The following is a 20,031-nucleotide window of genomic DNA, read 5'->3' on the forward strand; positions in this document are numbered from 1 at the left end:
CTTTCCCTTATTAGTTCCCCAAAATAGTCGATCTTTTTTGATCTTTTTTGGAGATATAAAATTCAATCACTTATGCCACATTCGTACGAGCGATTGATTGCTCTCCTAAATTAACTTCAAGTGCAACTTCATCACAAGCATGTAGTCTTGGGCACTGTTCACAATCTTTTAGAACCTTTTCTGGTAGCAAAGACTTCGACGTCGGCAAGAATGACTGCTTCATAAAGAATTCCGGAGTACGCGTTAACACAAACACCTTCTTAATCGCCATTTGACGAGCTTTTTCAACCAGATAATGCACTATCGCACTGCCTTGTCCCTGACCTTGCCAGCCAGCCTCAACACCGAGTGAACGTACTTCAGCTAAACCAGAGTCATAAACATACAAAGACGCACAACCCGTCACTTCGCCATTATGCTCGGCCACAGCAAAAGATCCTATATCGCGGATCAATTCACTGCGTGATCGTGGAAGGTTCTCACCCATGTTGGCCCAGTGAGTTACCATGCCTTCTAGCGATTCAATATCGGTTAGACGAGCAGGACGTACGTTGATCGCTGAAGTATCCCGTTGAGTCAATCGACCTTCCGCTTGCTCTACGGCAAATGCAACCTGCTTAGGCGACACACCACCTAAAGCACTACGTTTCTCTAGGCAAGATTCGATGGTAAGAATGTCATAAACATCTTGCTCAATCACAGCAGAGAACTCTTTCAGTTCAGCAAGAGATAATTCTTCCAACGCGCAGCCTTTCGCAATGGCACCGACAACCGCGACACCGACAATATGGTGTGCCTCACGGAAAGGAATGCCTTTCGCCACAAGGTAGTCAGCAAGCTCAGTCGCATTCGCATAACCTTGTTTAGCCGCTTCTAGAGTACGCTCACCGTTGACCTTGATACCGTCAAAACAGAGTGCTGCCATTTCCATACAGTCATTCCAGGTATCCAGAGCATCAAACAACCCTTCTTTGTCTTCCTGCATATCTTTGTTATATGCAAGTGGCAGTGCTTTAACTGTCATCATCATGCCAGCCAATGAACCGTAAACACGACCCGTTTTACCACGAATAAGCTCGAGAGCATCTGGGTTCTTTTTCTGTGGCATCAGAGATGAACCAGAAGTCACGGTATCCGCCAGTTCAATAAAGTTCGACTCACCAGAGTTGTAGAAGATCATATCTTCTGCCAAACGAGATAGATGCAGCATCGAAATAGAAGCCACTGACATTAGCTCCATCACATGGTCACGGTCAGAAACTGAATCCAACGAGTTACGCGTTGCACGGCGGAAACCTAGGTTATGCGCCACTTTTTCACGATCAATAGGGTAAGCCGTACCAGCCAACGCACCTGAGCCTAGCGGGCAAGTATCGAGACGAGTAATAGCATCATCAAGACGCGAGTAATCACGCTCAAACATCTCAACATACGCTAGACACCAATGCGCAAATGTCACTGGCTGAGCACGTTGCAAGTGAGTATAACCAGGTAGGACGGTATTTTGGTGCTCTTTTGCTACAGAAACCATTTGAGCCTGCAGTCTATCTAACGCCATCAAAAGCTGCTGACCTTGCTGACGACACCATAATTTTAGGTCAGTTGCTACTTGGTCATTACGCGAACGACCGGTATGAAGTTTTTTACCTAGGTCGCCCACTTTGCTGATTAGCTGCTGTTCCACCCAAGAGTGAATATCTTCAGCCTCTGAGCGTAAGATTTGGTGTGGGTCTTCCATTACCTCAAGCTTTAACTCATTAAGTGCCAGCTCAAGTTTTTGCTGCTCTTCCTCTGTCAAAACATCCACAAAAAGCAGTGCTTTTGACCAAGCAATTGAGCCTACAATATCTTGTTCAGCTAGTCGGTAATCGAAGCGCAATGAGTCGTTAAAATCTTTGAATCTCGTATCTGCCGCTTGGGTAAATCTTCCGCCCCATAATGCCATCGCGTTTCTCCTGATTACCTATGCTCACTCGTTGTGCTGAGTCATATAATTGCTGTGATGAACTCTGAATTAAGTACAGTATTGTATGATGATCCAAAGTTACGGTAAAACAGAACAAAAATAAAGTATTAATTCACTTTTTTAACATATTTATTCAAACAGAATAGTGCTATCTATATTCTGTTTGATTAAAGAAAAAGCCCACTCAAATAATTGAGTGGGCTGTTTACTTAGAGAAAAATATGACTATTTTTTCTGGCTTTTTAAGGCACGAATACGGCTTGATAGTGAGTACAAGCGGATGAAGCCTTCTGCATGGCTTTGATCGTAAACTTCATCTTCACCGAAAGTAGCGAACTCTTCACAGTACAAGCTATTGTCAGAACGCTTCTGAGTCACGATGGCATGACCTTTATAAAGCTTAACAACCACCTCACCATTCACATCTTGAGCCAACTCTTCTGATGCCGCCAAAATAGATTTACACAGCGGAGTGAACCAACGGCCATCGTAGACTAAGTGAGAGGCTTTAACGCCTAGCTCTTCACGAAACTCAAATGCCGTTTTATCCAGAACAAGTTGCTCTACTGCACGAAGCGCTTCCATCATGATGGTGCCTCCTGGAGTTTCGTAGCAGCCACGAGACTTCATACCAACCAGACGGTTTTCAACGATATCGATACGACCAACACCGTGCTTAACACCTTTCTCGTTTAGGTAAACTAGTGCGTTATATGGTGTCATCTGTTCGCCATCAACTGCAACCACTGCGCCTTTTTCAACTTTTAGCGTAACGAATTCCGCTTGGTCAGGAGCTTGTTCCGGATCAACTGTCCATGCCCAGCAATCATCATTTGGCGCATTCCAAGTATCTTCTAATACACCACCTTCAGTAGAGATGTGCCATGCGTTCGCGTCACGTGAATAAATTTTCGTTAGCGACGCTGTACATGGAATGTTGCGCTCTGCTAGATAATCAAGACACTCTTCACGGCTTACTAAATCCCACTCACGCCAAGGTGCAATAACATGTAGATCTGGTGCTAGTGCAGCAAATGCCCCTTCAAAACGCACCTGGTCGTTACCTTTACCTGTACAACCGTGACACAGCGCATCGGCACCCACTTTACGTGCAACTTCAACCTGCGCTTTAGCGATGATCGGACGTGCCATAGAGGTACCTAGTAAGTACTTACCTTCGTAGTACGCGCCTGTTTTTAGCGTAGGATAGATGTAGTCAGCAACCATCTCTTCTTTCAGGTCAGCAATGTAACACTCTGATGCACCAGAAGCTTTTGCTTTCTCTTCGATACCTGCTAGTTCTTCTTCACCTTGGCCAACATCAGCAACGAATGCGACCACTTCACAATCATAATTCTCTTTTAGCCATGGAATGATTACTGATGTATCCAGACCGCCAGAGTATGCGACAACTACTTTATTTACGTTAACTTTGCTCATTTTACTTCTCCTAATCCCGGCTCTGCGCGTGGCGGTCAGTGCTGCGGGTTACTTCCATTTAATCTTTCTTCACTCACTGCTTAGTACACTGAGTTCAAATTCTCTCGGTTCAATTACTTAGGCAAGAACTGAGTACCAATACTGTTTCCGGCAAATAGCTCGGCCAGCTTTTCTGGGTAACGCCATGTTGCTACTTCAATTGGGCGACCTAAGTCATTGGCTGCCTCCAGGGCGGCATTCACCTTGACGATCATGCCATCCGTGATGACCTTGCCATTGATAAGGCTCTGTGCTTGGCTATCGTTAAGGCTCTTAATTAAATGGCCTTTGCCATCCAAAACACCGCTAACATCTGAAAGTAGAACCAGTTCAGCATCCAATGCTCCTGCCACTGCCACTGCAGCTTGATCGGCATTGACGTTCATCATTTGACCCTTTTCAGTCAAACCAATTGAGCTGACAATCGGTAACGCACCCGTTTGTAAAATAGCTTGCAACACAGTTGAATCACCCGGCGTTGCTTGCCCTACCGCTCCAAGTTCCGGATCAAGCTCTGATACGTGACAAAGTCCACCATCTGCTAAGCTCAAACCGACTGCATTTAGGCCATCTTTCACAGCTTGACCTTGGAGCATTTTGTTTGCTGTCCCTGCAAGCGCACCGACAATTAGTGGGATTTGCTCATAAGGAGTCACTCGAAGACCGTCTTTTTTAACCGTCTCAAGTTGTAGTTGTGCCATTAGATCGTCCACCAGATAACCTCCACCGTGAACGATCACAATTCGTCGCTGAGCTTGCGTTTGGTACTGGGCAATGGCTCCAAATACTTGGCTTAAAGTCTCAGTGCAAGACAGTGCAGCACCGCCTAATTTGATCACTAATGGAGTTAGTTTATTATCTGTCATTACTTTTCCTTCCCTGCTCGATTAAACCAGAGCAGTCAATTCTGGAAATCCGTAGTGGATGTTTAAACATTGCATCGCTTGACTTGATGCACCTTTTAGCAAGTTATCTATCGCTGATACCACGATGATGTGCTCGCCTTGAACCTTCCAGCCAATATCGCAGAAAGGGGTATTCTCAACATTTAAAATCGTCGGCAGCGCAGACTCTAATAAACGCACTGCTGGTTTGTCTTGATATGCGTTTTTAAACGCCTCTGTTACTTGTTGTTCTGACGTGCCTGCCGCTAGCTTCATCGTAATGGTGGCCAAAATACCACGCTTAAAATTGCCAAGATGCGGAGTGAAAATAACGTCAGTCCCTAAATGGCAAACGATCTCTGGCTGATGACGATGGTTAAATACACCATAAGGTTGAAGACTCACTTCGCAGAAGCTATTAGTCATCGACGCTTTTCTACCTGCGCCAGATACACCACTGGTTGCGTTAATAACTGGCCATTGAGCCTTATCAATCAGACCGGCATCAATAAGCGGTTTAATCGCTAACTGGGAAGCTGTTGGGTAACAACCCGCAACCGCAACCAATTGGCACTGTTTAATTCCTTCCGCGTTCCACTCTGCTAAACCGTAAACCGAATTATCTAGCCAAGCTTCATGTTGATGCTCAAAGCCGTAAAACTGGTTGTAGAAGCCATGTTTCTTAACTCGAAACGCACCAGACAAATCAAACACCTGACAGCCCTGAGCCAAAAACTGAGGAGCAAGATCATGACTCACCTCGTGAGCTGTCGCCAAAAACACCACATCACTTTGCTTAGCAACCGCATCGACATCTTTTAATGGCTGGACTGGCTGACTAATAATTCCAGCGAGTTTGCCATGAAGCTGAGCAATGTCTTTACCTGCATCTAGGCTATTGGCGGATACATATAAACCTGATAGCGTTAGTTCAGGGTGTTTATGTACCATCAAAGCAAGCTCTGCTCCGGTGTAACCGCTTGCGCCTATGATTGTGGTTTTGAGCATCTCAGACATCCATTTACTTTCAAAAAGGCCACTCAGGGAGTGACTATAAATTTAAAATATTCAGCTTTAATTGGTTTTTTATTCAATAAAAGTGATTTAATATGTGTTTTACCTTCTTAACCGAACTCTGTCAACAGAGAATGTGATCTAAAATGCAATTACCAAGCTTTATAGAGGTCTATCGTGGCCTAATTTCTACGTCATCTATTAGCTCAACAGATTCCAGTTGGGACGAAGGCAATACAAAAGTGATTGAAAAGTTAGCGACTTGGCTGAAAGACGTTGGCTTTGAAGTGAATCTAACTGAAGTAGAAGCAGGAAAATTTAACTTAATTGCTAAAAAAGGTTCAGGAGAGGGAGGATTACTGCTTGCTGGGCACAGCGATACCGTTCCCTATGATGAAGGTCGTTGGAACTTCGAGCCTCACGCGTTAACCGAGGCTAACAATCGCTTTTACGGTTTAGGTACTGCAGATATGAAAGGCTTTTTCGCCTTTGTTATAGAGGCAGTAAAGAAAGTTGACTGGAGCAAACAGACCAAACCGCTGTACGTATTAGCCACTTGCGATGAAGAGACCACCATGCTCGGCGCTCGCCACTTCACCGAAAATGCGCCGTTTCAACCTGACTACTGCATCATTGGCGAACCAACAAGCTTAGTACCCATCCGAGGTCACAAAGGACATGTTGCCAACGCAGTACGGGTAACAGGTAAATCTGGTCACTCTTCCGACCCGGCGTTAGGGGTGAATGCCATTGAGATCATGCATGAAGTGTTATTTGCCTTAATGCAACTGCGCGACAAGCTTATTAAAGAGTATCACCACCCAGGGTTTGCCATCCCTAGCCCAACACTCAACCTAGGCCATATTCATGGTGGCGACAGTGCCAACCGCATCTGTGGCTGCTGTGAACTGCACTATGATGTTCGTCCCCTACCAGGTATCAGCCTTGACGGCCTCGACAACATGCTGCGCGGAGCACTAAAAGAAGTTGAAGCAAAATGGCCTGATCGAATCTCGATTACGCCTTTGCATGAACCTATCCCGGGCTACGAGTGCCAACATGACCACCCATTCATTGGTGGCGTTGAAGAAATCTGTGGCATCGACTCTGAAACGGTTAACTACTGCACCGAGGCACCTTTCCTACAACAGCTATGTCCTACGCTTGTGCTTGGCCCAGGTTCAATTGACCAAGCCCACCAGCCAGATGAGTTTCTCGCTTTTGAGTTCATCGACCCAACCATCGATGTTTTGTCAAAAGCGATGCATAAGTATTGTTTTTAGCGAGAACTAAAGAGCAGTGCACTTTGGGAGGGTTGGCGTATTGCGTCAACCCTTTTGCTTGAGAAGGTCTCGTTACTGGTTAGGGATACAAGAGTAAACTCATCTCGAAGGACGGAGTCCGATCTCGAAGCGCAGCGTTTCCATAGGGCGCAGCCTGTTCTCGCTTTCCATAAGACGAAGTCCGTCCCTCTCTCATTCTGTAATAAACTTTCAACATATTTAGTCATAACTGCGGTATGCAATGCGTTACATCCATTCGCACAATTATTGCAAACTTAGCCTACAGTATTTGACTCAAGGCAATATTTTTCGCTAGATTGTCTGCCTAAACAAAGAAACATCGGATGTAATTTTTTTACAAGGCAGGATGACAATGAACGAGAAATACTCTGCGCTCAGAAGTAACGTGAGCATGTTAGGACACTTGCTCGGCAACACCATCAAGGATGCACATGGTGAAGAACTTCTAGAGAAAGTAGAAACGATTCGTAAACTCTCTAAGTCCGCCCTCGCAGGCAATCAACAAGATCGAGATAGCTTGATTGATGAGATCAAGAGCCTGCCTAATGAGCAACTCACCCCTGTAGCTCATGCGTTTAACCAATTCCTAAACCTGACCAACATGGCAGAGCAGTACCATACTATCTCTCGCCATTGTGACGCTCACGTTTGCGAACCAGACGCGATTAATTCACTATTCTCTAAGCTTGCTCAAAATGACATTAGCAAACTAGACACAGCACAAGCCGTTCGTGACCTTAACATTGAACTGGTGCTAACAGCCCACCCGACTGAGATTACTCGTCGCACCATGATCCACAAGTTGGTGAAGATCAACAAGTGCTTGTCTAAATTGGAACTGGGTGATCTCTCACCTAAAGAGCGCCAGAAAACAGAACGTCGACTTGAGCAACTTATCGCTCAAAGCTGGCACTCAGACACAATTCGTAAGCAGCGCCCAACACCACTCGATGAAGCGAAGTGGGGCTTTGCCGTAGTTGAAAACTCACTGTGGGAAGCAGTACCTGACTTCTTACGCGAGCTTGACCAACGCCTTGAGGGCTACCTCGGTGAAGGTCTGCCAATTGATGCGCGACCTGTACACTTCTCATCTTGGATGGGCGGTGACCGCGACGGTAACCCGTTTGTCACCCACACCATTACTCGCGAAGTTTTACTGCTTTCACGTTGGAAGGCCGCTGACCTTTACCTTAACGACATTAACGAGCTAGTTAGCGAACTGTCGATGACTCAGTGCAACGATGCAGTCCGTGCTCTAGCAGGTGAAGATGAACACGAACCATACCGCGCAGTGCTAAAAGAGCTTCGCGCTCTACTGAACGATACCAAAGAGATTCTCGACGCAAAAATTCATGGTCAGAAACTTGCCGTTAAAGCGCCACTGCAACGTGTCGAGCAGCTATGGGAACCGCTTTACGCTTGTTACCAATCTCTGCATGAGTGTGGAATGGGCATCATCGCCGATGGATCACTACTCGATACGCTGCGCCGTATTAAAGCATTTGGCGTCCACCTGGTTCGCCTAGATATCCGCCAAGAAAGCACGCGTCACTCAGATGTCCTTTCCGAACTCACACGTCATCTAGGTATCGGCGATTATGAGCAGTGGAGCGAGCAGGATAAAGTTGCTTTCTTAACTAACGAACTGGCGTCTAAACGCCCTCTTCTTCCTAGAGATTGGCAACCATCAGAGGCCGTACAAGAAGTTCTCGACACCTGTAGTATTGTTGCGGCTCAGCCTCGTGAAGCGTTTGGCGCCTATGTTATCTCTATGGCTCGTACTGCTTCCGACGTACTCGCGGTTCACCTGCTGCTTCAAGAGTCAGGTTGCCCTTACCGCATGGATGTATGTCCATTATTCGAGACACTCGATGACTTGAACAATGCTGAATCTGTTATCAAACAGTTAATGGGCATTGACCTCTACCGTGGCTTTATCCAAAACCACCAGATGGTGATGATCGGTTACTCAGACTCCGCCAAAGATGCAGGTGTTATGTCCGCGGGCTGGGCTCAATACCATGCAATGGAATCACTAGTTAAAGTGGCTGAAGAGGAAGGCGTTGAGCTGACCCTATTCCACGGTCGTGGCGGTACGATTGGTCGTGGCGGGGCTCCTGCACACGCGGCTCTGCTTTCTCAGCCACCGAAGAGCTTGAAAGGCGGCCTACGTGTAACCGAGCAAGGTGAGATGATTCGCTTCAAACTCGGTCTGCCTGAAGTAGCGGTAAACAGCTTTAGTCTGTATGCAAGCGCAATTCTTGAAGCGAACCTACTTCCACCACCAGAGCCAAAACAAGAGTGGCGTGACCTAATGAACGTGCTGTCTGAGGTGAGCTGCGAAGCCTACCGAAATGTAGTTCGTGGTGAAGCAGACTTCGTTCCTTACTTCCGCCAAGCAACACCTGAACTCGAGTTAGGTAAACTACCTCTCGGCTCTCGACCAGCGGAACGTAACCCGAACGGTGGTGTCGAAAGCTTACGTGCGATTCCATGGATTTTTTCTTGGAGTCAGAACCGTCTAGTACTACCTGCTTGGTTAGGTGCAGGCGAAGCGATTCAATACTCTGTTGATAAAGGCCATCAAGCGCTATTAGAAGAGATGTGTCGAGAGTGGCCGTTCTTCTCTACTCGCTTAGGTATGCTAGAGATGGTTTACACCAAATGTAATATGGAAATCTCTCGCTACTATGACGAGCGTTTAGTTGACACTAACCTGTTACCGCTGGGTGATCGTCTCCGTGGACAGCTTCAGAAAGATATCAAGTCGGTTCTGAACGTAGAAAATAACGAAAACTTGATGCAGAGCGACCCTTGGGGACAAGAATCAATTCGTCTACGTAATATCTATGTAGAGCCATTGAACATGCTACAAGCAGAGTTGCTTTACCGTACTCGTCAAGACGAAGAATCGGCACCAGAGTTAGAAGAAGCATTAATGGTGACTATTGCGGGTATTGCTGCGGGTATGCGTAATACAGGCTAGCCATTAACGACAAATTTCGCTCAAATGAACCAGGTTGGTGTTATTGCACCAACCTTTTTTATTTCAACCCAACCGTAGAGAACCAACAAACAAGCCTGCAAAAAAGACATTTATACCCACAACACAAAATAATCATCCACCCACACTAGCATACTGAGTTTTTTATCAGTTTTTTGGGTTATTTTGTCCTTCTATTCCACTTTATGCTTATTATTTAGATATACTACTCCACCGTTGTAGCAAATTATAAAACCCACAGGCTACAGCTCTTCGATACCTTTGCTATCGATCCTAGGTGATATACGGCTTTTTTAGGTGACATGACCAACATTGTTGGTGCCACTTTTTATACTCATGATCAGTGCCATTAAGAAGCACGACAGGAATTAAGTGGTTGTATTTAGTAGTTTATTGACCATTTGGATTGAAGACATGTCATTACCACACGTTATCTTAACCGTTCTTAGCACACGCGATGCGACTGGCTACGATATCACTAAAGAGTTCTCTGCCACTATTGGCTATTTTTGGAAAGCGAGCCACCAGCAGGTTTATCGCGAACTAAACAAAATGGCGCAGAACAACCTAGTGACTTGCGTACTCGAGCCTCAAGAAGGCAAACCAGATCGCAAAGTTTACTCTATTACTGATTCAGGCCGCGCTGCATTAGGCGAATGGTTTGATCAACCAACATCTCACCCTACCGTGCGTGACGAGTTCTCAGCTAAGCTTATGGCTTGCGCAGTTCAACCGTCGGCGCCATACCGTGCACAGCTTGCAGAACTGATTGAAGAGTCACGTAAATTGGTAGATCACTACCAAGAGATCGAAAACGCTTACTACTCAACAACAACAACTCTGGATAAACAGCAACGTTTAGAACGATTGACTCTGCGCCGAAATCTACTAATTCGCCAAGCGTGGATTGAGTGGGCTCAAGAAGTGCTAACTGAGCTAGATGCTCTAGGTTAAGCGAGAAGCGAGAAGCGAGAAGCGAGAAGCGAGAAGCGAGAAGCGAGAAGCGAGAAGCGAGAAGCGAGAAGCGAGAAGCGAGAAGATTTAAAGGATTGGCACTATGTGTCAATCCTTTTTTATTTAGGAGCAGTTCTCTATGGGTTCGGGATTTGCTAGCGAAAAAATCTCGAAGGACGAAGTCCGGTCTCGACTCTCGAAACGCAGTGTTCTCGGAGGACGAAGTCCGTTCCCGTTCTTATCCTAAATCCCGTCTCCGCCAATAAAACTTTGCGAACGACCGTTGAACTGCTGGTCCATATCCAAAGATGGTTTATCAGTACTTGGTTTACCAACAACTTTAGCCGGTACACCAGCAACTGTCGTATGTGCAGGAACAGCCTGAAGCACTACCGAGCAAGAACCGATTTTAGCGCCTTCACCGACTTCAATATTCCCTAAGATCTTAGCTCCAGCACCGATCATCACGCCTTCACGGATTTTCGGATGACGATCGCCACACTCTTTACCCGTACCACCCAGTGTCACATCTTGCAAAATAGAGACATCGTTCTCGACAATCGCCGTTTCACCAATCACGATTCCAGTTGCGTGATCGAGCATAATACCTCGACCAATCTTCGCCGCTGGGTGGATATCGACCTGACACGCGACTGAGATTTGGTTTTGCAGGTAAGTCGCTAGTGCAACACGCCCTTGTTTCCAAAGCCAGTTTGCCACGCGATAACCTTGCAGAGCGTGGTAGCCTTTCAAATACAACAGCGGCATGGAATACATTGCAACAGCAGGGTCTCGGTTTACCGTCGCACAGATGTCACAAGCTGCAGATGCGCTAATACTTGGATCTGAGTTCAGTGCTTCTTCAACCACTTCCCTCACCGCCATAGCGGGCATCGACGCAGTATTAAGTTTATTTGCAAGGATATAACTTAACGCCGCGCTCAAGCTGTCATGCTTAATAATGGTGGCATGATAAAAGCTTGCTAACATTGGCTCTTGTTCTGAAAGCTCACGCGCTTCCTTAACAATGGTCTGCCAAACCTTCTGTTTCTCACAATGTTTCATGAAACTTCCTACATCTGGTCCTCTTTCTGCTAGGCCCAGCATTACTGTTGTTATTTATGCTTCCGCTTTCTTATCGCGAGCGAGTAGATCTTTCGCCGCTAAGTTTGCATCCTTCCCTTGATACAATACTTGATATATTTGGTCAACTATCGGCATCTCAACACCCATGCGTTCAGCCAATAAGTAAACCTCTTTGGTATTGCGGTAGCCTTCAACAACTTGGCCGATCTCTTCTTGGGCTGTATCTACATCTTTACCTTGGCCAAGTGCTAGACCAAAACGACGGTTGCGCGATTGGTTGTCGGTACAGGTTAATACTAAATCACCCAAACCCGCCATCCCCATAAAGGTTTCAGGCTGTGCACCCAACGCAGCGCCTAGGCGAGTCATCTCCGCAAGACCACGTGTAATTAGAGCAGTACGTGCATTTGCACCAAAACCGATACCATCAGACATACCTGCACCAATCGCAATCACGTTCTTCACAGCGCCACCAAGCTGCATACCGATAAAGTCGCTGTTGGCATAGACTCGGAAGGTTTTGCTGCAGTGGATCTTCTCTTGTAGATCCGCCACAAACTCATCGTCAGGAGAAGCAACCGAAATCGCGGTCGGCATACCCATCGCAAGCTCTTTAGCAAACGTAGGCCCTGATAAAACCGCTAGTGAGTAACTTTCACCGATGACTTCATGGGCTACCTCTTTTAGCAGACGTCCAGTTTCTGGCTCTAGCCCTTTGGTTGCCCAGCAGATACGCGAATCATCTCTTAGATGTGGCTTAACGCTATTCAATACAATCCCAAACACATGGCTTGGCACGACAACGAGAAGATCTCGGCTCGCTTGAACCGCTTTTTCTAGGTCAGATTCCACAATCAACGACTCCGGAAAGTCGATTCCAGGTAGGAATTCGTGGTTAGCACGATCCGCGTCAAGGCGCTCCATATGCTCAGGTTCATGGCCCCAAATTACTACGTTCGCACCATTGCGTGCTAAAGAGATGGCGAGCGAAGTACCGTATGAACCGGCACCAAGCACTGTCATCGCGATATCTTTACCGTAGGCATTGTTGGTCTTGTCTTTCATTGTTCCGCCTGATTGTCATTAGGGTGACTAGAATCTTATGGTTAATCTCTGCTTTGCAAAGAAGCTAACGATAAAATCCTAGCGATAAAACAAAAAATGCACATCGCATCAATAACCGACGCTCTGTGCATTTTGTACCGTACCTCTGTTATCTAGAGGACTCAGTCATTACGCTTCAGCTTCACCTTCTTGCTGAGCTTGCTGCTGTAGGTAGTTCATAAACAGAGCATCAAAGTTAACTGGTGCTAGGTTTAGTTGAGGGAACGTACCTTTAACCACTAGGCTTGAGATAGTTTCACGAGCGTAAGGGAATAGGATGTTAGGGCAGAATGCACCTAGGCAATGAGCTAGCTGACCAGCTTCCATTTTATCAGCAGTGAAGATACCGCCTTGCTGAACTTCACATAGGAAAGCTGTCTCTTCAGCATTCTTAACTGTCACAGTTAGACGTAGAACCACTTCGTAAACGCCTTCACCTAGCTCGCGGCTTTGTGTATCAAGATCAAGTTTAACATCTGGGTTCCACTCTTTTTGGAACATGTCAGGTGAGTTTGGTGCTTCAAATGATACGTCTTTTAGGAAGATGCGTTGAATTGCGAAGTTTTGTGCTTCTTGTTGCGGTGCTGCTTCAGCCATTTTAAAAATCCTTAAATCCTGAATAAATAGTCTGATTGGAGACTAACCGAGAGAGCCTGTTATGACTAGGTTCGCGATGAATTTCGTGGAACTCTTCACATCTCTCTAAAGTAAACGCCGATTTTTCAATCAGCGTTTAAGGTATTTGGGGTTTGAATTACTTCTTACCTTTAACTAGTGGCATGTTTGCTTCACTCCAAGCAACCAAACCATTTTTAAGTAGGCTTACGTTTTCAAAGCCAGCTTTCGCAAGAAGGTTCGCGCTCTCTTGCGCGGTTTGACCTGTCTTACATACCACAATGATTGGGTCTGATTTGTGGTTTTCAAGGCTGCCAAAGTTACCTGCTTTGATATCCGACGGTAAAATGTGAACTGCATCGGTAATGTGGCCTTTGCGGAACTCATCTTTGCTGCGGATATCAACAACAACACCATTTTCACGGTTCATGAGTTGAGTAGTTTGGGCAGCTGTAATTTCTTTGTAAGCCGCTGTCGTTGACTTAACGATGTTCATAATAAGGGCAACCACTAGGCCGGCCCAAACCAGAGAAAGAATCATGTTCTCTTGAAAAAATGCGATGTACTCTTGCATGTCCTGTGCTCTTTGATGATAGAGCCACAACATCAATTATGAAGGAATAAACCCTAAATAGTTGCAGTTGCAGCTAGGCGATGAGCTAGTTCAGAGCCTTGAGCATAGTAATTCTATGTAATTGGGCTGAACTAACGTAAAAATTCAGACTCGAAGTATAGCGAGGTTAACAGGCCTAAGCGAGTCAATTACACGCAGAATAAGAATCTGTTGCACATTTCTTTATGCGATGGGGAATGGAAACGCGGTTACCTGATCAATATGATCGCAGCCGATCGCCAGCATAATGAGCCGATCTATTCCTAGTGCAACCCCAGCACACTCTGGTAAGCCTGACTCTAACGCCGAAATTAAATGATGATCGACCGGTTGCGGAGTTAGCCCCATCTCAATGCGCTTAACGTTATCTTGCTCGAACCTTTTTAACTGCTCTTGCGGATTGTCGAGTTCATGAAAGCCGTTCGCCAGCTCTATACCTTTAAAATAGACTTCGAAGCGATCAGCAACACGAGGGTCTTGTTGATTGATTTTAGCTAGTGCCGCTTGCGATGCAGGGAAATCATATACGAAAGCTGGAACCTGCTGACCAATCTTGCCTTCTACACCAACACTAAACAGCAGTTGCAACAGTGTATCGCGATCTTGCTCTGGCTCCGCGATATCACTTAAGCCTAACTTAGCCGCGGCCTCTTTTAGCTCTTCCATTGACGCTTCTAGTGGGCACACACCGAGTACCTCAATAAACGCCTGCTGGTAAGTGAACCGTTCGGCTTGAGCGCAGTTTAAAACCACTTGCAGCAGTGCATCCATCTCATCCATTAACTCATGGTGATCGAAGCCAACGCGATACCACTCGAGCATGGTAAACTCTGGATTATGGTAGCGGCCGTTCTCCTCATTGCGGAACGCTTTGTTTATCTGATAGATACAACCACTTCCTGCCGCGAGCAATCGCTTCATGTGGAACTCTGGACTCGTCATAAAATAGAGCTTACGACCATCGGCATACCCCGGCCCGACGAACTCAGTTTGAAAAGTATGTAGATGAACATCTGTCACCGTGGCATGGCTCATTGCTGGTGTATCAACTTCGAGCACTTGTCGCTCAGAAAAAAACTGACGGATCCTAGCCACAATAACAGCTCGTTGTCTAAGCTGCTCAATTGTCGCCGTTGGTTGCCACTGATTGGTCATAGTTCAAACCTCGTTTTAAATTCGCAAGGAAAATACCAAGTTTGCCAATCTTTTCCTAGTGATATTCACCAAAACAAAAACTACATAAAATTAGTTACTACTGAAGCAAGCATTCGACGTACCACAGAACAAAATAGTAACCCAAGAACGCTTATATTTAGCACGCAAATATTACGCAACAAGCCTCTAACACGAACCAACTATTTACTTTTCTATCAATCATTTCTTGCCGTGATAAGAATCACATAACCTATATTTTCTATGCCTTTACTTGCACTACTGGAGCAAAAACCTAAATGCGTCAATTTTTCTCCGCAGTGGCTCTTCTACACTAGCCCTACCACTTTTGGGGAGCTCTGCTCTTCAAACAACTATAACAAGCGGAAAATTCCGCAATTTCACACTGGAGGATAACTGTGCAAACTATCACCACAGATATCGCAGTCATCGGCGCTGGCGGCGCTGGTCTTCGTACTGCTATTGCAGCAGCTGAAGCAAACCCTGACTTAGAAGTAGCACTGATTTCTAAAGTTTATCCAATGCGTTCCCACACGGTCGCTGCAGAAGGTGGCTCGGCAGCAGTTATCAAGGATGAAGATAGCCTAGATAACCACTTCAACGATACCGTTGGCGGTGGCGATTGGCTATGTGAACAGGACGTTGTTGAGTATTTCGTAGAAAACGCAACTCGCGAAATGATCCAAATGGAGCAATGGGGCTGCCCATGGAGCCGTAAAGAGAACGGTGAAGTCAACGTACGCCGATTCGGCGGTATGAAGGTAGAACGAACTTGGTTCGCTGCCGACAAAACTGGCTTCCACATGCTTCACACCCTATTCCAGACCTCAATGAAGTACAGCAACATCAAACGCTTTGATGAGTACTTTGTCGTGGATCTGCTTGTGGATGAAGGCGAAGTTCAAGGCCTAATTGCTATCCACATGTCAGAAGGTGAGCTTGTGACGATTAAAGCGAAGTCTGTTGTTCTTGCAACAGGTGGTGCAGGTCGTGTTTATCACTGTAACACTAACGGCGGCATTGTAACGGGCGATGGCATGGCGATGGCCTACCGTCATGGCGTGCCTCTACGTGATATGGAATTCGTTCAGTACCACCCAACAGGCCTACCGGGCACAGGTATCCTAATGACCGAAGGTTGTCGTGGTGAAGGCGGTATCATCGTCAACAAAAATGGCTATCGCTACCTACAAGACTACGGCATGGGCCCTGAAACTCCTGTCGGCCAACCGAAGAACAAGTACATGGAACTGGGTCCGCGTGACAAAGTTTCGCAAGCTTTCTGGCATGAACAGCAGAAAGGCAACACCATCAAACATCCACTGGGTGACGTGGTGCACCTCGACCTTCGCCACCTTGGTGAAGAGTACCTACAAGAACGTCTACCGTTCATCTGTGAGCTAGCAAAAGCTTACGTTAACGTTGACCCAGCAAAAGAGCCAATTCCAATTCGCCCAACCGTTCACTACACCATGGGTGGTATTGAAACCAATGGCGAATGTGAAACTCGCATTAAAGGCCTATTCGCCGTGGGTGAATGTGCGTCGGTAGGTCTTCACGGTGCTAACCGTCTAGGTTCTAACTCGCTGGCTGAGTTCGTAGTATTCGGCCGTGTTGCGGGTGAGCAAGCAGTGAAACGTGCCGCTGAGTTCAAAGGTTGGAACGAAGAGTCTATCGCTGCTCAAGTGAAAGATGTCGAACAGCGTATCGCCGCACTGATGAATCAAGAAGGCGACGAAAACTGGGCCGATATCCGCACTGAAATGGGTCACACTATGGAAGCGGGTTGTGGTATCTACCGCCAAGAAGACTTGATGCAAGCAACCATTGATAAGATCACTGAGTTGAAACAGCGTTACAAGCGCATCAGCATTAAAGATAAAGGGAAAGTGTTCAACACTGACCTTCTGTACGCCATTGAAGTGGGCTACGGTCTAGAGGTAGCAGAAGCCATGGTTCACTCTGCAATCCTACGTAAAGAATCTCGTGGGGCCCACCAGCGCCTAGATGATGGTTGCACAGAGCGTGATGACGTTAAGTTCCTCAAGCACTCACTTGCCTTCTTTAAACCAGATGCTGCACCAAGTATTGACTACAGCGATGTGACCATCACTAAGTCGCAGCCGAAAGCTCGTCTATACGGTGAAGCAGCAGAGAAAGCAGCCGCTGAAGAAGCAGTAAAAGCGGCAGAGAAGAACGCAGAGGAGCAAGCATAATGTCAGCAAATCGCATCCAAAAAGTAGAGATTCTGCGTTATGACCCTGAGAAAGACGCAGAACCGCATTTTCAAACCTTTGAAGTACCGTTCGATGAAACTATGTCGACTCTTGATGCACTTGGCTACATCAAAGATAACCTAGACAAAGATCTCTCTTACCGTTGGTCTTGTCGTATGGCGATCTGTGGTTCATGCGGCATCATGGTTAACGGCGTGCCAAAGTTAGCTTGTAAGAGCTTCCTACGAGATTACCCGAACGGCGTGAAGATCGAGCCATTAGCAAACTTCCCAATCGAGAAAGACCTGATTGTCGACATGACACCGTTCATCGAGCGTCTTGAAGCTATCAAGCCTTACATCATTGGTAACGATCGCAAACCAGAAGATGGCACTAACCTACAAACGCCAGAGCAAATGGCTAAGTACAAGCAGTTCGCTGGCTGTATCAACTGTGGTCTTTGCTATGCAGCCTGTCCACAATTTGGTCTAAACCCAGAGTTCATCGGTCCAGCAGCGCTAACGCTTGCACACCGTTACAACCTCGACAGTCGTGATAACGGTAAAAATGAGCGTATGGCACTGATTAATGGAGAGAACGGCGCTTGGGGCTGTACCTTCGTAGGTTACTGCTCTGAAGTTTGTCCGAAGAGTGTTGATCCTGCTGCTGCAGTAAACCAAGGCAAAGTAGAGTCTTCAATGGACTTCGTAATCGCGATGCTGAAGCCAGATGGCACACCAGCAAAAAGCACTGAGGAGGCATAAGGATGAGTAATCGTAAACCTTACGTTCGTGAAGTAAAACGCACTTGGTGGAAAGATCATCCGTTTTACCGCTTCTACATGCTGCGTGAAGCAACGGTGCTGCCTTTGGTACTGTTCACAATTTTCCTAACCTTCGGTCTCGGTTCATTAGTTAAAGGTCCTGAAGCGTGGCAAGGCTGGCTTGAGTTTATGGCAAACCCAATCGTAGTAGCGATCAACATCGTTGCCCTGGCAGGTAGCCTACTTCATGCTCAAACCTTCTTTAGCATGATGCCGCAAGTAATGCCTATTCGCCTTAAAGGTAAGCCAGTGGACAAGAAGATCATTGTGCTTACTCAATGGGCAGCAGTGGCGTTCATTTCACTGATTGTGCTAGTCATCGTTTAAGGAGCAAAGACTATGAAACCAAATTATTCTGTAGATAGAGCTCCTAAACGTTCAGATGAGCCAATCTGGTGGGGACTATTCGGCGCTGGCGGTACTTGGTTTGCAATGATTACCCCTGTGACCGTTTTGGTTCTTGGTATCCTCGCGCCGCTAGGTATCATCAACGCAGAAGCATTAAGCTATGAACGTGTGGTTGATTTCGCAACGAGCATCATAGGTGCACTATTCATCATTGGTACTCTAGCGCTACCAATGTGGCATGCAATGCACCGTGTCCACCACGGTATGCACGACCTGAAGTTCCACACCGGTATTGTAGGCAAGGTAACCTGTTATGCATTTGCCGGTCTTATCTCAGTATTAGCAGTGATCTTTATCTTTATGATCTAAGCTCTGCCTGTTAGATACGATAAAGCCCGCTCAATTGAGCGGGCTTTCTCATTTCTATAGTTGATTACAGAATAAAGCGGCTTAAATCTTCATCTTCAATCGTATCGCCAAGCTTGCCTTTCACATACTTAGCGTCGATAGTTAGTTTTGAACCGGCTTTATCTGTCGCTTCAAATGAAATCTCATCCATCAAACGCTCCATTACTGTGTGTAAGCGGCGAGCACCGATGTTCTCGGTTGTCTCATTCACTGTCCAAGCAGCTTCAGCGATTTGCGTAATGCCGTCTTCAGTGAACTCAATATCAACCTCTTCTGTCTTCATTAACGCAACGTACTGCTCTGTCAGAGACGCTTTTGGCTCAGTCAGAATACGTTTAAAGTCATCACTAGAAAGCGCTTCTAGCTCAACACGAATTGGCAGACGACCTTGCAGCTCAGGGATCAGATCTGACGGCTTAGCTACTTGGAAAGCACCCGATGCAACAAACAGGATATGGTCTGTTTTCACCATGCCATGCTTAGTAGAAACCGTACTACCTTCAATCAATGGTAGTAGGTCACGCTGTACGCCTTCACGAGACACATCCGGACCAGAGCTTTCACCACGCTTACAAATCTTATCGATCTCATCGATAAACACGATGCCGTTGTTCTCTACGTTAAAGATTGCCTGCTCTTTTAGTTCTTCTTGATTCACCAGCTTAGCGGCTTCCTCTTCGGTAAGCGCTTTGAATGCGTCTTTAATTTTTAGCTTACGCTTCTTCTTAGTATCACCCGCGAGGTTTTGGAACATACCTTGAAGCTGGTTTGTCATCTCTTCCATGCCAGGAGGAGCCATGATCTCAACGCCCATTTGCGGAGCAGCGACATCGATTTCAATCTCTTTGTCATCTAGCTTGCCTTCGCGTAGTTTCTTACGGAAGATTTGGCGTGTGTTTGACGCGCTTTCATCTTGCTGCTCATTTTGCCCCCAAGCATCACGAGCTGGCGGTAATAGTGCATCTAGAATGCGTTCTTCTGCTTGCTCTTCCGCACGGAATTTGACCTTTTCCATCGCTTGCTGATGAGTCATTTTAATC

17 protein-coding genes are annotated in these 20,031 nt (G+C 46.4%); 7 read left to right on the plus strand and 10 right to left on the minus strand.

What is annotated here, in order from left to right; genetic code table 11:
• Nucleotides 1-70 precede the first annotated feature (70 nt).
• The 4 genes from argH to argC form a co-directional block, all read right to left on the minus strand.
• Nucleotides 71-1,945, minus strand: coding sequence for an argininosuccinate lyase (gene argH, locus QTO00_RS03335; protein WP_331422950.1), 1,875 nt, complete (start codon nucleotides 1,943-1,945; stop codon nucleotides 71-73).
• 246 nt (nucleotides 1,946-2,191) lie between these two features.
• Nucleotides 2,192-3,406: an argininosuccinate synthase gene (locus tag QTO00_RS03340; protein ID WP_038203715.1), complete on the minus strand. Its 1,215-nt coding sequence runs from the start codon at nucleotides 3,404-3,406 to the stop codon at nucleotides 2,192-2,194.
• 113 nt (nucleotides 3,407-3,519) lie between these two features.
• On the minus strand, nucleotides 3,520-4,311 hold the full coding sequence (gene argB / locus QTO00_RS03345) for an acetylglutamate kinase (protein ID WP_331422951.1): 792 nt from the start codon (nucleotides 4,309-4,311) through the stop codon (nucleotides 3,520-3,522).
• Nucleotides 4,312-4,332: 21 nt separating this feature from the next.
• Entirely contained in the window at nucleotides 4,333-5,337 is a 1,005-nt protein-coding gene (gene argC, locus QTO00_RS03350) for an N-acetyl-gamma-glutamyl-phosphate reductase (protein ID WP_331422969.1), read from the minus strand.
• Between the two features lie 152 nt (nucleotides 5,338-5,489).
• Between argC and argE the strand changes: the two genes are divergently transcribed.
• The 3 genes from argE (at nucleotide 5,490) to QTO00_RS03365 (ending at nucleotide 10,605) form a co-directional block, all read left to right on the plus strand.
• Nucleotides 5,490-6,626 (plus strand): acetylornithine deacetylase, encoded by a 1,137-nt coding sequence (gene argE / locus QTO00_RS03355; RefSeq protein ID WP_331422953.1) that lies wholly within the window; start codon nucleotides 5,490-5,492, stop codon nucleotides 6,624-6,626.
• A gap of 373 nt (nucleotides 6,627-6,999) precedes the next feature.
• Nucleotides 7,000-9,633: a phosphoenolpyruvate carboxylase gene (ppc, locus tag QTO00_RS03360; protein ID WP_331422955.1), complete on the plus strand. Its 2,634-nt coding sequence runs from the start codon at nucleotides 7,000-7,002 to the stop codon at nucleotides 9,631-9,633.
• 432 nt (nucleotides 9,634-10,065) lie between these two features.
• A complete protein-coding gene (locus tag QTO00_RS03365; RefSeq protein ID WP_331422957.1) occupies nucleotides 10,066-10,605 on the plus strand; it encodes a PadR family transcriptional regulator in 540 nt (179 codons plus the stop codon).
• A 243-nt stretch (nucleotides 10,606-10,848) separates the two neighbouring features.
• Here QTO00_RS03365 and cysE read toward each other — a convergent pair whose 3' ends face one another.
• The 5 genes from cysE to epmA all read right to left on the minus strand — a co-directional run bounded on the left by cysE (nucleotide 10,849) and on the right by epmA (nucleotide 15,178).
• Complete coding sequence (gene cysE, locus QTO00_RS03370; protein ID WP_331422959.1) at nucleotides 10,849-11,670, minus strand: serine O-acetyltransferase; 822 nt, start codon at nucleotides 11,668-11,670, stop codon at nucleotides 10,849-10,851.
• A 54-nt stretch (nucleotides 11,671-11,724) separates the two neighbouring features.
• The gene (gpsA, locus tag QTO00_RS03375; protein WP_331422960.1) at nucleotides 11,725-12,756 is read right to left on the minus strand and encodes an NAD(P)H-dependent glycerol-3-phosphate dehydrogenase; all 1,032 of its coding nucleotides are present in this window, start codon (nucleotides 12,754-12,756) and stop codon (nucleotides 11,725-11,727) included.
• 168 nt (nucleotides 12,757-12,924) lie between these two features.
• Nucleotides 12,925-13,392 carry a protein-export chaperone SecB gene (gene secB / locus QTO00_RS03380; protein ID WP_004743280.1) on the minus strand — a complete coding sequence of 156 codons (468 nt, stop codon included), beginning with the start codon at nucleotides 13,390-13,392 and terminating at the stop codon, nucleotides 12,925-12,927.
• 157 nt (nucleotides 13,393-13,549) lie between these two features.
• A complete protein-coding gene (locus tag QTO00_RS03385; protein WP_331422962.1) occupies nucleotides 13,550-13,984 on the minus strand; it encodes a rhodanese-like domain-containing protein in 435 nt (144 codons plus the stop codon).
• Nucleotides 13,985-14,206: 222 nt separating this feature from the next.
• Entirely contained in the window at nucleotides 14,207-15,178 is a 972-nt protein-coding gene (epmA, locus tag QTO00_RS03390) for an elongation factor P--(R)-beta-lysine ligase (protein ID WP_331422963.1), read from the minus strand.
• Between the two features lie 416 nt (nucleotides 15,179-15,594).
• On the opposite strand from epmA, the gene frdA reads away from it, so the two are divergent.
• Genes frdA through frdD form a run of 4 tightly spaced genes read left to right on the plus strand, consistent with a single transcriptional unit; the run spans nucleotide 15,595 to nucleotide 18,952 of the window.
• A complete protein-coding gene (gene frdA, locus QTO00_RS03395) occupies nucleotides 15,595-17,412 on the plus strand; it encodes a fumarate reductase (quinol) flavoprotein subunit (protein WP_038203686.1) in 1,818 nt (605 codons plus the stop codon).
• Complete coding sequence (locus tag QTO00_RS03400) at nucleotides 17,412-18,176, plus strand: succinate dehydrogenase/fumarate reductase iron-sulfur subunit (RefSeq protein WP_038203680.1); 765 nt, start codon at nucleotides 17,412-17,414, stop codon at nucleotides 18,174-18,176. Before frdA ends, QTO00_RS03400 begins: the two co-directional genes overlap by 1 nt.
• 2 nt (nucleotides 18,177-18,178) lie before the next feature.
• Nucleotides 18,179-18,562: a fumarate reductase subunit FrdC gene (gene frdC / locus QTO00_RS03405; RefSeq protein ID WP_038203677.1), complete on the plus strand. Its 384-nt coding sequence runs from the start codon at nucleotides 18,179-18,181 to the stop codon at nucleotides 18,560-18,562.
• Between the two features lie 12 nt (nucleotides 18,563-18,574).
• Entirely contained in the window at nucleotides 18,575-18,952 is a 378-nt protein-coding gene (gene frdD, locus QTO00_RS03410; protein WP_331422966.1) for a fumarate reductase subunit FrdD, read from the plus strand.
• A 64-nt stretch (nucleotides 18,953-19,016) separates the two neighbouring features.
• Here the strand turns inward: frdD and hslU are convergent.
• Nucleotides 19,017-20,031: HslU--HslV peptidase ATPase subunit (gene hslU, locus QTO00_RS03415; protein WP_331422967.1), on the minus strand; the 1,015-nt coding region annotated here is incomplete at its 5' end.

This window comes from Vibrio sp. M260118, from assembly GCF_036533755.1.
Lineage (GTDB): Bacteria > Pseudomonadota > Gammaproteobacteria > Enterobacterales > Vibrionaceae > Vibrio.